This is a genomic window from Arcobacter sp. F155 (genome assembly GCF_004116455.1).
Classification (GTDB): Bacteria; Campylobacterota; Campylobacteria; order Campylobacterales; family Arcobacteraceae; genus Halarcobacter.
The window spans coordinates 45,962-58,843 of the sequence record NZ_PDJU01000010.1 but is presented as its reverse complement, the minus strand read 5'-3'; the positions used below and the strand labels follow the sequence as shown (position 1 = coordinate 58,843).

Here is a 12,882-nt window from a genome sequence, read left to right as displayed (position 1 = left end):
ATTAGGTAAGAAGATGATTATTAATAAAAAAAGTTATTTAGAAGAGAGTGAGATAATAGATTTTACAAATAAAAGTATCAAGGCTTTAGCTCAAGAGTTATCATTTAATACTTCTTCAAAAGAAGAGATAGTAAAAAACTGTTTTGAGTATGTAAGAGATGAGATTAAGCATAGTGGTGATTATAAAATTGATAAGGTAACTTGTAAGGCTAGTGAAGTTTTAGAAGCAAAAACTGGTTGGTGTTTTGCAAAGGCTCACTTACTTGCTGCACTATTAAGAGCAAATAGTATTCCTACAGCTTTTTGTTATCAAAGACTTTCATGTGAAGAGTATAAAGAAAATCTATTCTCTTTACATGGATTAAATGCTGTTTATTTAGAAAAGTTTGGTTGGTTAAAAATAGATGCAAGGGGAAATAAAAAAGAAGTAGATGCACAATTTATTCCTCCAAAAGAGAAGTTAGCCTTTGAATTAAATGAAAATGAGTTTGATTTAGGAGTTTATTATTCAAACCCATTAGATATAGTTATTAAAGCATTGAAAGCAAATAGTAGTTATAATCAGATGATTAACAATATGCCAGATTTTAAAAGTACCATTTAGTTTTAAATGGTACTTTAATATGGATTATCTTTTGTCTACGCTGATTTTTCCAGCACCTAAGAACATTAAAGCAACAGCTCCTAACATAAATAAAAGTGGAGTTTCAATTAAAAGAGCACCTGTTTTTGCACTTGTTCCTAAAATATATGAAGCATGAGCTAAATAGATAGCAAATGCCATTGTTGTTGCATATATAAAACTACTAATTCTTGTATAAAGTCCAATGATTAATAAAATTGGAACTATTAATTCTCCAAGGTAAACACCATAAGCTAAAAATTCAGGTAAGCCATTTTTTGTAACTAAAAACTTAATACCATCAATTCCTTTTTCAAGTTTGCTTATTCCATGGAAAAGCATTAAAATACCAAGAGTTAATCTTAGTACTAGTTTCCCCATATCATCACTTAAAACTCTAGCTAAAAAGTTTTCTAACGTCCTCATACTATTTTCTCCTAGAAAATCAAATATTTTATAAATTATTTGATAGAATTTATAATGTCGCAATTGTATCAAAAGCTTTAGTAATCAAAGTTTATGTAAATAAAAATATTATGGAAAATATATGAATATAGAAAAATTAAAAGATTTAGAAGCAGAGTTTTATGAAGAGTACCCAAAGGCTTTTGAGGATGAAAGACTTTTAAAACTTATGAAAAAATTTAATCCTTCAAAACTAGAAGAGCTTTCAAAACAGTATTTTCATAAAGATAACTTCTCTCAACCAGAAATAGTCTGTGAAAATTTTATAAAAATAGTTTCAAAGTCTGTAGTAGTCTCTTTTTATGACAAGATGAAATTAAAAGATGCAATAAAAGATATGGGAATGTACCAAAAAGATATGTTTAGTATTGCTTTATATGATTTATTGCATGGTAATAAAAAAGATGGCTATGACTCTTTTGTAGAAATACTTAGTGAATATAGTCTTGCAAAATGGACTTTAGTGTCATTAGTGCCATATTATATGAATAGAAAAAAAGAGTATTTTATAAAACCTACAACGGCAAAAAATATAATAAACTATTTAGAACTAAAAGATTTAAAATATAAACCAAAACCTAGTTTTGAGTTTTATAAAGGTTTTAAAAAAGCCTTGGATGAGATTAAAAAAAATGTACCTAAAAACTTATCCGAAGAGAATATTTGTTTAACTGCTTTTTTACGACTTGCAATTGATATTTGTGAAGTTGAATAAAAGCAATTTCTGGATTGTGCTAATTTACTTTTTTAGTTAAACTAGTCTCAAATCCAAAAAGGAGAAGATAATATGTTATTAAAAGTTGCAGAACTAAGTGATATAGATGATGTTTTAGAATTACATTATAAATATCAAGTTGACTCTATTAAAGAAGAAGACAAAAAAGATGGTTTTGTTACAACACCATTTACAAAAGAACAACTTACAAGTTTGATTGAAAAAGAACAAGGTCTCTTTATTGCAAAGCTTGATGATAAAGTTGTAGCTTATGTGATGTGTGCTTCTTGGCAGTTTTGGTCTTCTTGGCCTATGTTTAAATTTATGATTGAAGAGTTACCAAAACTAAACTATTTAAGTCAAACATTAAGTGTAGAAAACTCATATCAATATGGACCTGTATGTATAGATAAAACTGTAAGAGGAAAACAAGTACTAGAAAGAATTTTTGAGTATGCAAGAGTACATATGGCAAAAAGATTTCCTATTTTAGTAACGTTTATAAATAAAATAAATCCAAGGTCTTATGAAGCTCATACTAGAAAGTTAGGTTTAGAAGTAATTCAAGAGTTTGAGTTTAATAATAATCAATACTATGAGTTAGTATATGATACTTCAAAGGAAGTAAAGCTATAGAAGAAGACTCTTCTATAGTTCAAATTAAAACACCTTTTCCCCCATTAATATACCAAATCCTACTACATAACCATTGTAATTTACTCCAAGTTTAAAGCTTAAATAAAACATTTAGAAGAAAATAATTTATGCAACTAAGTTGCACTTAAAAAATATCAGATAAAATCCAAAATTGCAACTAGGTTGCAAAAAAAGATTTATGATTACGCAATTAAATTTGCTTATGTGGAATAAGTAAAAATAAGGAAATAAGTGAAAAATATAGAAGTAGAATTAGAAAGTATAATATTTAATGTGATGCTACCAGAATCAAAAGCTTTTTTAGATGAATTAAATGAAGAAATACAAAATGGAAATGATAAAGAAGAGATTGTGGAAGCAAAAAAAGATGTTGAGTTTTTTATTGAAGAATTAAATCAAGTTTTAAAATTGATTGAAGAGAAAAAACTATCAAATAAAGATGCAAAAGATATGTATAAAAAGATTAGAAATATGCTTGATGAACATGAAGATGAACATCAATAAATACTAAAGGGAAATTGACGATGACTAAAAAAAGTTTCAATATTGCTAGTGAATGGGCTCAAGCAGAAAAAATATCTCTACATATGGCTCATGGTAAACAGCCAACGGTTTTGAGTGATATCTATCAAGAAAAAATAAATATAGCCATTTGGCAGCGTGAAAGACCAAATAGTTTGAAGTCTTCGGTAAAAGATTTTTTAGAGTTGAATCCTACATTTCAAAAGGAAATGACTTTAACGCCACAAGATGCACTTTCACGTGTTAATGAATTTTTTGATAACAAAATGACTGAAGTTAGCGAAGATATAGCTGAGCTTGTGGATATGTTTTGTTATTTGTTTGAACTTAAAGAAGCAGGTGTGCGTTTGAAAGTTTTAGATAAAGCTATGTGCCCTAAATTTCATGTGGACAAAGTACCTTGCCGTCTTGTGACAACCTATCAAGGCACAGCCACAGAATGGTTGCCACATGAGGTTGTTGATCAAACAAAACTAGGGTGGGGTTGTAATGGCTTGCCTGACAGTGAATCTGGCCTTTATCAAAGTGAAAGTAATATTCAACAACTAGCTTGTGGTGATGTTGCATTGATTAAAGGTACACTTTGGGATGGTAATGAAAATGCAGGTTTAGTCCATCGTTCGCCAGAATTAATAGCCAATGAAAAGCGTTTGATATTAACTTTAGATTTTTAGATGAGATTTAAGGTTTGCTTGTAATACAGCTTTAGTAAATTGTTTGATAAGGGGAGCTAAAACTCCATCCTTATCATCTCTTCAATTTTTTACTTTACAGTAACTCCATAATCTTGTAGCATTTGTGCCCAGATTATTCTATTTCCATCTTTATCAAATAAAGAAGGTGTTCCAGTTATTCCAAGTTCTTTTGCAATATTCATTTGCTCATCTAAAGATTTCTCTAATTTTGCAAGTTTAGTAGAGTCGATTTTTCTATTTTTAAACTCTTCAGTATCTTTTGTTGTGTTAATCATTGCATTTGCTTTTGCTTTATAAGAGTCTTGACTCATAATATAAAGTGAGATATCTCTTGCATTTTCATGGAAAGATAATGGGAAGAAGAATACTCTAATTTTAACTTTATCCTCTATTTGAGAAAAGTATGATTCAAACTTCTTACAATATGGACACTCTGGGTCAGTAAAAAGAATATACTCATCACTTCCAGTTCCATAAGTAAATGCTTCTTTTCCAATAGTTGATGAAATATCTACTGGTAATTGTAGTTGTTGTCCATTTTGAGTACTAATAGCATCACCTGGAAGTAAGTATTTTTTATCTTTTGTTAAAAAGATTGTGTCCATTCTTCCTTTTACTTTTACACTTAGTCCATATAAGCTTCCAAAGTCAGTTCCACCTTTAACTTCAACTTGTGCCATATTTATTAATGGTAAAGCTTGAATCTCTTTTAAATCTTTTTGCGATAGTTTATCTGCTGCACTTAATCCTGTAGTTAATGAAAGTGCTAATAAAATATTTCTAGCTGTTTTTATCATTTAATTTCCTATATAAAAAATTTTAATGATAATACAATATTAATGTTTAGTTTATATGTAGTTTTTTGTTTTTTTGATAATTTTTACTTATAGTTACAAAATAATCAAAGATAAAATATAAGTTGTTATAAATGAGAAAATAATTCCATATCCAACAATTGCAGTACTAAGTCTTGGTGCAAGGTTTGCCATAGAAGCAACTGCTCCTGCTGTAATCATTGGAGCCATACCAGCTTCAAAGATAGAAGTTTTACCTGCAAGATTATACCAATCAAAAGTAATACATATTCCAAAAGCAATAAGTGGAGCTAGAATTAGTTTTATTAAAAGACCTATGCTAAGAGGAAGTAAATCATCTTTTGGCAGTTTAAATTGTAGTTGTAAACCAACTGCAACAAGTGCAACAGGAACTAAAGTATTTGCAAACTTTGTTAAAACATCAGTAATTATTGGTGGAAAAGTTTGACCTAAAAGAAGTAAGGCTATAACTAAAGCTATAAAAGAGGGGAAAGTTAGTATTTTTTGAATGATAACTCTAGGTTTGATATTTCCACTTGTACTGTAGTATGCTGTAATAAAAGTACCATAAGCAGCAAGGGCTAAAAAAGTACCAAGTTGGTCATAGATTAAAACATAAGGTAATGCCTCTTCTCCTAAATATAACTCAATAATAGGAATACCCATAATAGAACTATTTGTAAGGATTGATACAAGAAGTAAACTTCCAGTTATTTCTTTTGACCAAGAGAATATTTTAGAAAAAATTAAAACAATAACAGCAGAAATTGCCATTACAAGCCAAGCAATAATTGTTGGAATAAGAACATCAAATGAGAATGTTAGCTTTGGAACTTGTAATAAAATAATAGCAGGTAATGAAATATAGATTATATATTTATTTAAAATTATTGAAGTCTCTTCAGGGAAGATTTTAAACTTTTGAAGAGCATAACCTACTATAATCGCGATAGCAATTAATGCAAAGTTTTCCATCTATTTTTTTCTATTTAATTCTGTATGACACATGTTTTCTTCAGTGATTTTTCCGTATTCATTTACGTATTCTACACCCCAGTCAAACATCTCATGTAATACAGGTTTTAATCTTTTACCTGCATCAGTTAAAGAGTAAACAACCTTTGGAGGAACTTCTGGGAAAACCTCTCTATTTATAATATTTTTTTCTTCTAACTCTTTTAATTTTACTGTTAAAGTTTTTTGAGTTATATCTGAAATCTCTTCATGTAAGTCTTTAAATCTTTTGTCACTTTCTAGTAAATGCCAAATAATTGATAGTTTCCATCTATCATTAAAAATATCAAGAGTTACGTTGATAGAGCATCTAAACTCTTTATCATTAATATAATACATTTAAATCCTTTCAATATTGTGACTATTATAACATAAGCATTATTAAACTCCATTACTTACCTAAAGTAAAGTAAGGTAAAATTAAGTTTATAAGGTATATAATTTTCAAAATTAAACAAGGATTTTCAATGAAAAATGTTTTGATTATAAATGGACACCAACATTATGATGTAGTTGCAAAAGGGGAGCTTACTGCTACTTATATCAATACAGCTACAAAACTTTTAGAAGAAAAAGGTTTTACTGTAAAGACTACTCATATTGAAAAGGGTTATGATATCAAAGAAGAGGCAGAAAAGTTAGTTTGGGCAGATTATGTGATTTTCCAATATCCAGTATATTGGATGAGTATGCCTTGGATTGCAAAAAAATATTTTGATGAAGTTTTAACTCAAGGAGTTCATTACTCAAGTGATGGAAGAAGTAGAGAAGATGCTTCAAAAACTTATGGAAGTGGTGGATTATTAAATGGTAAGTATATGTTATCTTTAACTTATAACTGTCCAGTTTCTGAATTTGATAATGAAAAAGGTTTCTTTGATGGATTATCTTTAGATGAAGCTCATATTGCTGTTCATAAGATTTTCCAATTTTGTGGAATGACTCCACTTGAAAGTTATGCAGTGCATGATATTTTCAAGGGTGATTTAGATTTAGATGCAGAGTTATCTAAGTTTACAAATATTTTAGAGAATAATTTTTTGGCTAAATAGTTTCACTTAGTGAAACATGAAATATTTAGTTTTTCCTCTCTATTTTGGAATTACTAGATTTTTTATAAAATTTTGAAAATTATTTAAAAGGTTAAAAATGAAAAATATTATTGTTGTAGCAAAACTAAAAGTAAAAGAAGAGTTTTTAGATGAAGTTTATCAAGAGTTGGTTAAACTTCATTCAAATACACACAAGTTTGATGATGGTTGTATTCAATATGATTTACACCAAGATACAGAAGATAAGTACTCATTTACTTTTGTTGAAACATGGGAGAATCAAGAGGCTTTATCAAATCATGAGAAAAAAGAACATTTTATCTCATTTGTAAATGCTTTAGAAGATAAACTTGAAAGTTTAAATATAGATAAATTAAAAAAACTAGATATATAAGGATTTAAAGATGGAAAAAACTTTTATGGAAGCTATGGATTTTAGACATGCTTGTAAGATTTTTGATGAAACAAAAAAGATTAGTGATGAGGATTTAACATATATTTTAGAAACAGGTAGAAAATCTTGTTCTTCTTTTGGTATGGAACCTTGGAAATTTTTAGTTATTACAAATGATGACTTAAGAGAAAAAATAAAAGAGGTATGTTGGAATCAGCCACAAGTAACAACTTGTTCTCACCTTGTAATTGTTCTTGCAGCTATTGAAAATGTAAAACCAGAGTCTGGTGTGCCAAGAAGAAAGTTTGGAAGAAGAGAGATGCCTCAAGAAAAATTAGATTTTTATTTAAATCTTTATGCAGATCATTTAAAAGAAACTCTTTCAACTGATGAAAATATCTATGCTTGGACTTCAAAACAAACATATATTGCAGCTTCAAATATGATGACAGCAGCAGCGGTAAGAGGAATTGATTCTTGTCCTATTGAAGGTTTTGAAAAAGAGAATGTTGAAAAGATTTTAGAATTAGATACAACAAAATATCAATTATCATTAGTTTTACCATTTGGATATAGAATTAATGAACAATCAACTCAACAAAGAGAAAAACTAGAAGATATTGTAGAATATATCAAATAAATAAAGGCTAGCAATTAAGCTAGCTTTTTATATAAACTTCCAATTAAAACAATTACAAATAAAAAAACTCCTACAGCTAAAAAGAAATCATGAATTCCTAGACTTTTTACTACTGGATAAAATAGTATAGGTGAAGCAAATTGTCCTAAGAAAACTGAACTTGTCAGATAACCAGAAGCTTTAACTCTTTTCTCAAAAGTAGTTTTACTTAACATCCAAGCAGAGATATTAGTCATCATAACTCCTCCACCAAATCCAAGTAAGATACCTGTTAAAAAGAAGAAATAAACATTGTATACAAATGAGATAGCAGTTAATCCTACAGCACATATAGTTAAAGCTATTAAATAAATAGTAGAGAAACTATATTTCTTTTTAAACTTTGAAAAGTACATAGCTCCAACTCCATTTGCTAAAAAAGCAACACCAATTATAGAACCAGTTAGTTTTCCGCTTGCATGAAATTCATTTATCATTAAAAATGGAAGTTGAGTAGGCAAAATAAAGAAAATAGTCATATAAAAAAAGCCTAAGAAATAAACTCCAATAAGATTTGTAGGTACAACAGTTACGTCATCTTGTTTCAATTCCTCTTGTTGTTTTTCAACTAAAAAATATATAACCATAGGAAGAAGTAAAAAACCAATTAAATATATTCCAAAGGGAAGTCTCCAATCTATATCAGATAAAAAACCTCCACCTACAACAAATACAACTCCACCTATAGACATAAATGCACTTTGATAACCCATAAACTTATGTCTAGCTTCTCCTTGGAAATAGTCACCAACTAAGGATGTGGATACAATCATAAGTGTTGCAATTGCTATTCCAAATAGGGCTCTTGAAAGTAAAAACATCTCAACTGTTTCTAAATATAGACCAGCACTTCCTGTTAACGCAAAAATAGTTAAAGCTGTAATTGCTGATTTCTTTTTTCCAAATTTAAAAATAAGATGCCCTAAAAATGGTGAGAATAGGGCAATTATAACAGATGGTAAAGTAAGCATTAGTCTTGAATAAAACTCAATATTTTGTATTTCACTAAAATAGTCTTGGAATCTAGGTAGTGCAGTTACAATAGCAACATTTGACATCATAGTTGTCATTGATAAAAATAGTAATGTAATAATAGCTGTCTTTTTAATAGTAATAACCTTTTTGTAGATTTTAAGAGAGAATGTAATTTTAGCACAATTAATTTGATAATAAGCAGAAACATATCTATGTAAATAGAAAGAAAATATTAAGCATCCAAAAAACATAAAAAGTGAAATAAATGTATTATTGTTAGGGCTTATGTTGAAAGTAAATATATATTAAATTGAACAATTAATAAGCAAATTAATTGTGTAACATAAGTAAAATTTTGTCATACTTGTTGTGTAATTTTAACATACAAGGGGATAAAATGAAATTAACAAAATTCAAAGGATTGGTTTTAGCGGGTATGCTTGCAGCTACAAGTATGAGTGCAGCCACTTGGAAATATGCTTTTGGAGAAGGTGTAAGTGATCCACAAGGAATCTATGCAACAGCATTTAAAGATTTTGTAGAGGAAAACTCAAGACACAAGATTGAGCTTTATAAGGTTGGTTCATTAGGTGAAGAAGCAGATATGATGGAGCAAGCAAAAGCTGGATTATTACACTTTATTGGTCAATCAACTGGATATATGGGTGGAACAATTCCTCAAATGGATGTTTTCACAGTACCGTATGTTCTTCCAACAGACACAAAACAACTTGATTACTTCTTTAAAAACTCTAAAGTAGTAAATGAAATGCTTCCAAAAATCTTTAATAAGCATGGATTAGAACTTTTAGCTATTTTCCCAGAAGGTGAAATGGCAGTTACAACTATGGAAGAGTTTAGAAGCCCTGCTGATTTAAAGGGTAAAAAAATGAGAGTAATGCCAGGTTCTCCTATTTTAGTAGAAACTTATGAAGCATTTGGAGCTTCTCCTCAACCAATGACTTGGGGTGACTTAGTTGGTGCTCTTAAAACTGGAATGGTAGATGGACAAGAAAACCCAACAGTATGGATTGAAGCATATGGATTAGATGAGTTAACTAAAGTACTTACTTATACTGGTCATGGACACTTTAATGCATCAGTAAGTGCAAATAAAAACTTTTTTGATGGATTAGGAAAAAGAGATAAAAGATTAGTTCAAGAAGCAGCTAAACATGCTCAAAAAGTTATTCTTGAAGAGGCTCAAAAACTTGATGCAATTGGTATTGGAAGAATTGTAAAGACAAATCCTAATTACAAAATCAATATGTTAACAGAAGAAGAGAGAGCTGTATTTAAAAAAGCAGCACAAAAAGTTCAAGACTCTTTTGCTTCAAAAAGTGCATCTAACAAAAAGATTATGGATCAAATCAAAAGAGATTTAGCTCAAGCTGAAAAAAATACAAAGTAATATGAAAACATCTAGCTTTTGCTAGGTGTTAATAAAGGGGAAGAGATGAATGATGAGAAAAGCGAGGATTTGCCTGAAAACTCAAATAACAAAAATCCATTTCTAAAAGGAATTGATTTTTTAGATTTAATGCTTAGCCGTTTTGAAGAGTTTATGTTAGCTATAGGTGTTGTTTCTATGGCTGTTGTAACAATTACTTCTGTTGTTACAAGATTTATTTTCAATGATGCTTTAACTGTTACTGATGAATTAAATATGATATTTATCATTGTCGTTACTTTTGCGGGACTTAGTTATGCAGCAAGAAATGCAAGACATATTAGAATGTCTGCTATTTATGATGCTTTATCTAAACCTCTTCGAAAACTACTAATAATATTTATTTCCTCAGTTACAGCTTTTTTTATGTTTGTACTAACATACTATTCTTATAGTTATATTGTTGAAGTTTATGAGAGTGGAAGGATACTTCCTGCTTTAGGAATACCAGTGTTTTATATATATCTATGGGTTCCTATTGGTTTTGCTGTTACAGGTTTACAATATAGTTTTACAGTTATTAAAAACCTTAGAGAAAAAGATGTGTTTCTTTCAACAAAGGTTCAAGATGGCTATAAAGAAACAAATATTGAAGTATAAGGCTGTATCATGAAAACAAATATATTAAAAAAATTATTGCTTTTAGTTTTTATTTTATTTAGTCTTATTTCAAATAGTTTTGCACAAGATACTGTAACTATGGCAATAGAAGAAATTCAAACTTTAAAGAAAGAAGATAAGTTTTTTACTACTGTATATGGATATTCAGAAGCAGAAGATTTTGATAGTCATAAGTGGAGAGTTGTAGAAGTAGTTTTTAGAGATGAAGACTCAGAGAGTTTATTGATAGAGGCTGAAACTGATAAAAGAGGTATGTGGGAAATTGTAGATGCAGATATCTCTTCTTTAGCTGATGGTAAAATCTCTATTGAAGCAACAATGGTTGATGATTATGGAGACATTTTAAGCACAGTTACTTCAAGTGAAATCAAAGATACTAGTTTTAGTTTATATGAGTTTTTAAAAAGCAATATTGCAACTTCTATTTTTATATTGATGGTTGTATTACTTCTTTTAGGTTTCCCTATGAAGATTCCATTAATTGCTGGGACAACTTTTGGAATATTTTTGCTTTTTGATTCTGATTTTTCAAAAATGCAATTTATGGTACAGCAGATGATGGCAGGTATTAGACCAGCTGCGTTAATTGCAGTACCAATGTTTATACTTTCTGCTGATATTATGACAAGAGGACACTCTGCTGAAAAATTAATCGACCTTGTAATGGCATTTGTAAGACATATAAAAGGTGGACTTGCAATAAGTACAGCAGGAGCTTGTACTATGTTTGGTGCAGTTTCTGGTTCAACTCAAGCAACAGTTGTAGCAGTTGGTTCTCCACTTAGACCAAGGCTAAAAAAAGGTGGTTATAAAGACTCATTTATTTTAGCTCTTATTGTAAATTCAAGTGATATTGCATTTTTAATACCTCCAAGTATTGGGATGATTATTTATGGAATTGTTGCAAAAACTTCTATTCCTGAACTATTTATAGCAGGTATTGGTCCTGGACTTTTAATCTTAGCACTATTTTCAATTTATAGTATTATTTATGCATATAGACATAATATTCCGACTGAACCAAAGGCTTCATGGAAAGAGCGATTTACAGCTTTATATAAAGCACTTTGGCCTTTAGGTTTCCCTGCTATTATTGTAGGTGGTATTTTTGGTGGAATTTTTAGTCCAACAGAAGCTGCTGCTGTTAGTGTTGCTTATGCAATCTTCCTAGAAGGAATAGTTTTTAGAACAATGAAACTAAAAGACTTCTATTCAACAGCTAAATCAACAGGTTTAGTAACAGCAGTTGTATTTATTTTAGTAGGAGCTGGTGCTGGATTTGCTTGGATTTTATCTTATGCACAAGTGCCACAAGAGATATTAAGCTCAATTGGAATTAGTGAGATGGGGCCATATGGAGTTTTAGCTGTTATTTCAATAGCTTTCTTTGTAGGTTGTATGTTTGTTGACCCAATTGTTGTTATTTTAGTTTTAGTACCAATTTTTGCACCAGTTGTAAATGCAGTTGGTCTTGACCCAGTATTAGTTGGAACTATTATTACATTACAAGTTGCAATTGGTTCTGCAACTCCACCATTTGGGTGTGATATTTTTACAGCAATTGCAGTATTTAAAAGACCATATCTTGAAGTTATTAAAGGAACACCTCCTTTTATCTTCATTCTTTTAAGTGTATCAGTGGCATTGATTTTCTTCCCACAAATTGCATTGTTCTTAAGAGATATAGCCTTTAGATAATAAAAAGTAAGGAATAAAAAATGTTTACAAAAATACTAGTTCCCTTGGATGGTTCTGATAAGTCTTTAGAGGCTTTGGATTTTGCAAGTAATATTGCAAAAACATATGATGCTGAAATCTTCTTACTATCTGTTTTTAAAAAGTATAGTTTTCTAGAAGGTTCTTTTGCTTCACTAAATAGTAGTATTGATAAAGGAAATTTAGAAGATGTGTTAAGGGAGTCTTCTAAAGAGATAGTATCACAGGGAAAAGAGATACTAAAAGAAAAAGGAATAACAAAGGTTAGAGCCTTTGTTAAAATGGGTTCTGCAGCAAAAGAGATTTTAAAATTTAGAAAAGAGAATGATATTGATTTGATTATAATTGGTTCAAAAGGACAAGGGGAATTATCAGGATATTTACTAGGTGGTGTTTCCCATAAGGTTACAGGATTAGCCAAATGTCCAGTGATGGTTGTATAATTTAGAAATATCAATATTTTATGGTATAATCGCGACTTTATAAAATA

General features: G+C 29.5%; 17 protein-coding genes. 12 read left to right on the top strand and 5 right to left on the bottom strand.

Features of this window, described 5'->3' with window-relative positions; all coding sequences use genetic code 11:
- Positions 1-13 precede the first annotated feature (13 nt).
- The gene (locus tag CRV03_RS10940; RefSeq protein WP_129085176.1) at positions 14-604 is read left to right on the top strand and encodes a transglutaminase family protein; all 591 of its coding nucleotides are present in this window, start codon (positions 14-16) and stop codon (positions 602-604) included.
- A gap of 24 nt (positions 605-628) precedes the next feature.
- Here the strand turns inward: CRV03_RS10940 and CRV03_RS10935 are convergent, their stop codons facing one another.
- On the bottom strand, positions 629-1,048 hold the full coding sequence (locus tag CRV03_RS10935; RefSeq protein ID WP_129085175.1) for a DoxX family protein: 420 nt from the start codon (positions 1,046-1,048) through the stop codon (positions 629-631).
- Positions 1,049-1,169: 121 nt separating this feature from the next.
- On the opposite strand from CRV03_RS10935, the gene CRV03_RS10930 reads away from it, so the two are divergent.
- The 4 genes from CRV03_RS10930 (at position 1,170) to CRV03_RS10915 (ending at position 3,655) form a co-directional block, all read left to right on the top strand.
- Positions 1,170-1,802, top strand: coding sequence for a hypothetical protein (locus CRV03_RS10930; RefSeq protein ID WP_129085174.1), 633 nt, complete (start codon positions 1,170-1,172; stop codon positions 1,800-1,802).
- Positions 1,803-1,874: 72 nt separating this feature from the next.
- The gene (locus CRV03_RS10925) at positions 1,875-2,438 is read left to right on the top strand and encodes a GNAT family acetyltransferase (RefSeq protein WP_129085173.1); all 564 of its coding nucleotides are present in this window, start codon (positions 1,875-1,877) and stop codon (positions 2,436-2,438) included.
- A gap of 252 nt (positions 2,439-2,690) precedes the next feature.
- On the top strand, positions 2,691-2,963 hold the full coding sequence (locus tag CRV03_RS10920) for a DNA repair protein Rad50 (RefSeq protein WP_129085172.1): 273 nt from the start codon (positions 2,691-2,693) through the stop codon (positions 2,961-2,963).
- 20 nt (positions 2,964-2,983) lie between these two features.
- Positions 2,984-3,655, top strand: coding sequence for a DUF1826 domain-containing protein (locus CRV03_RS10915; protein WP_129085171.1), 672 nt, complete (start codon positions 2,984-2,986; stop codon positions 3,653-3,655).
- Positions 3,656-3,744: 89 nt separating this feature from the next.
- On the opposite strand, the gene CRV03_RS10910 is transcribed toward CRV03_RS10915, so the two are convergent.
- The 3 genes from CRV03_RS10910 to CRV03_RS10900 form a co-directional block, all read right to left on the bottom strand.
- A complete protein-coding gene (locus tag CRV03_RS10910; protein WP_129085170.1) occupies positions 3,745-4,473 on the bottom strand; it encodes a DsbC family protein in 729 nt (242 codons plus the stop codon).
- Between the two features lie 93 nt (positions 4,474-4,566).
- Entirely contained in the window at positions 4,567-5,466 is a 900-nt protein-coding gene (locus CRV03_RS10905) for an AEC family transporter (RefSeq protein WP_129085169.1), read from the bottom strand.
- The gene (locus tag CRV03_RS10900; protein ID WP_129085168.1) at positions 5,467-5,844 is read right to left on the bottom strand and encodes a helix-turn-helix domain-containing protein; all 378 of its coding nucleotides are present in this window, start codon (positions 5,842-5,844) and stop codon (positions 5,467-5,469) included.
- A 128-nt stretch (positions 5,845-5,972) separates the two neighbouring features.
- On the opposite strand from CRV03_RS10900, the gene CRV03_RS10895 reads away from it, so the two are divergent.
- From CRV03_RS10895 to CRV03_RS10885, 3 genes are all read left to right on the top strand, one after another.
- Entirely contained in the window at positions 5,973-6,557 is a 585-nt protein-coding gene (locus tag CRV03_RS10895) for an NAD(P)H-dependent oxidoreductase (RefSeq protein WP_129085167.1), read from the top strand.
- 97 nt (positions 6,558-6,654) lie between these two features.
- Positions 6,655-6,951, top strand: coding sequence for a putative quinol monooxygenase (locus CRV03_RS10890; RefSeq protein WP_129085166.1), 297 nt, complete (start codon positions 6,655-6,657; stop codon positions 6,949-6,951).
- Positions 6,952-6,961: 10 nt separating this feature from the next.
- Positions 6,962-7,591 carry an NAD(P)H-dependent oxidoreductase gene (locus tag CRV03_RS10885; protein WP_129085165.1) on the top strand — a complete coding sequence of 210 codons (630 nt, stop codon included), beginning with the start codon at positions 6,962-6,964 and terminating at the stop codon, positions 7,589-7,591.
- A gap of 14 nt (positions 7,592-7,605) precedes the next feature.
- Here the strand turns inward: CRV03_RS10885 and CRV03_RS10880 are convergent, their stop codons facing one another.
- The gene (locus CRV03_RS10880; protein WP_129085164.1) at positions 7,606-8,856 is read right to left on the bottom strand and encodes an MFS transporter; all 1,251 of its coding nucleotides are present in this window, start codon (positions 8,854-8,856) and stop codon (positions 7,606-7,608) included.
- Positions 8,857-9,002: 146 nt separating this feature from the next.
- Between CRV03_RS10880 and dctP the strand changes: the two genes are divergently transcribed.
- Genes dctP through CRV03_RS10860 form a run of 4 tightly spaced genes read left to right on the top strand, consistent with a single transcriptional unit; the run spans position 9,003 to position 12,835 of the window.
- The gene (dctP, locus tag CRV03_RS10875; protein WP_129085163.1) at positions 9,003-10,016 is read left to right on the top strand and encodes a TRAP transporter substrate-binding protein DctP; all 1,014 of its coding nucleotides are present in this window, start codon (positions 9,003-9,005) and stop codon (positions 10,014-10,016) included.
- A 45-nt stretch (positions 10,017-10,061) separates the two neighbouring features.
- Entirely contained in the window at positions 10,062-10,655 is a 594-nt protein-coding gene (locus CRV03_RS10870) for a TRAP transporter small permease (RefSeq protein ID WP_129085162.1), read from the top strand.
- Positions 10,656-10,664: 9 nt separating this feature from the next.
- Positions 10,665-12,374 carry a TRAP transporter large permease gene (locus CRV03_RS10865; protein WP_258239068.1) on the top strand — a complete coding sequence of 570 codons (1,710 nt, stop codon included), beginning with the start codon at positions 10,665-10,667 and terminating at the stop codon, positions 12,372-12,374.
- A 20-nt stretch (positions 12,375-12,394) separates the two neighbouring features.
- Entirely contained in the window at positions 12,395-12,835 is a 441-nt protein-coding gene (locus tag CRV03_RS10860; RefSeq protein WP_129085161.1) for a universal stress protein, read from the top strand.
- Positions 12,836-12,882 lie beyond the last annotated feature (47 nt).

What these genes read in the sequence shown, in the direction of transcription:
- CRV03_RS10935 (WP_129085175.1), bottom strand. Translation starts at nt 1,048, where the DNA reads ATGAGGACGTTAGAAAACTTTTTAGCTAGAGTTTTAAGTGATGATATG.
- CRV03_RS10885 (WP_129085165.1), top strand. Translation starts at nt 6,962, where the DNA reads ATGGAAAAAACTTTTATGGAAGCTATGGATTTTAGACATGCTTGTAAG.
- dctP (WP_129085163.1), top strand. Translation starts at nt 9,003, where the DNA reads ATGAAATTAACAAAATTCAAAGGATTGGTTTTAGCGGGTATGCTTGCA.
- CRV03_RS10895 (WP_129085167.1), top strand. Translation starts at nt 5,973, where the DNA reads ATGAAAAATGTTTTGATTATAAATGGACACCAACATTATGATGTAGTT.
- CRV03_RS10940 (WP_129085176.1), top strand. Translation starts at nt 14, where the DNA reads ATGATTATTAATAAAAAAAGTTATTTAGAAGAGAGTGAGATAATAGAT.
- CRV03_RS10900 (WP_129085168.1), bottom strand. Translation starts at nt 5,844, where the DNA reads ATGTATTATATTAATGATAAAGAGTTTAGATGCTCTATCAACGTAACT.
- CRV03_RS10905 (WP_129085169.1), bottom strand. Translation starts at nt 5,466, where the DNA reads ATGGAAAACTTTGCATTAATTGCTATCGCGATTATAGTAGGTTATGCT.
- CRV03_RS10910 (WP_129085170.1), bottom strand. Translation starts at nt 4,473, where the DNA reads ATGATAAAAACAGCTAGAAATATTTTATTAGCACTTTCATTAACTACA.
- CRV03_RS10930 (WP_129085174.1), top strand. Translation starts at nt 1,170, where the DNA reads ATGAATATAGAAAAATTAAAAGATTTAGAAGCAGAGTTTTATGAAGAG.
- CRV03_RS10880 (WP_129085164.1), bottom strand. Translation starts at nt 8,856, where the DNA reads ATGTTTTTTGGATGCTTAATATTTTCTTTCTATTTACATAGATATGTT.
- CRV03_RS10860 (WP_129085161.1), top strand. Translation starts at nt 12,395, where the DNA reads ATGTTTACAAAAATACTAGTTCCCTTGGATGGTTCTGATAAGTCTTTA.
- CRV03_RS10865 (WP_258239068.1), top strand. Translation starts at nt 10,665, where the DNA reads ATGAAAACAAATATATTAAAAAAATTATTGCTTTTAGTTTTTATTTTA.
- CRV03_RS10870 (WP_129085162.1), top strand. Translation starts at nt 10,062, where the DNA reads ATGAATGATGAGAAAAGCGAGGATTTGCCTGAAAACTCAAATAACAAA.
- CRV03_RS10925 (WP_129085173.1), top strand. Translation starts at nt 1,875, where the DNA reads ATGTTATTAAAAGTTGCAGAACTAAGTGATATAGATGATGTTTTAGAA.
- CRV03_RS10890 (WP_129085166.1), top strand. Translation starts at nt 6,655, where the DNA reads ATGAAAAATATTATTGTTGTAGCAAAACTAAAAGTAAAAGAAGAGTTT.
- CRV03_RS10915 (WP_129085171.1), top strand. Translation starts at nt 2,984, where the DNA reads ATGACTAAAAAAAGTTTCAATATTGCTAGTGAATGGGCTCAAGCAGAA.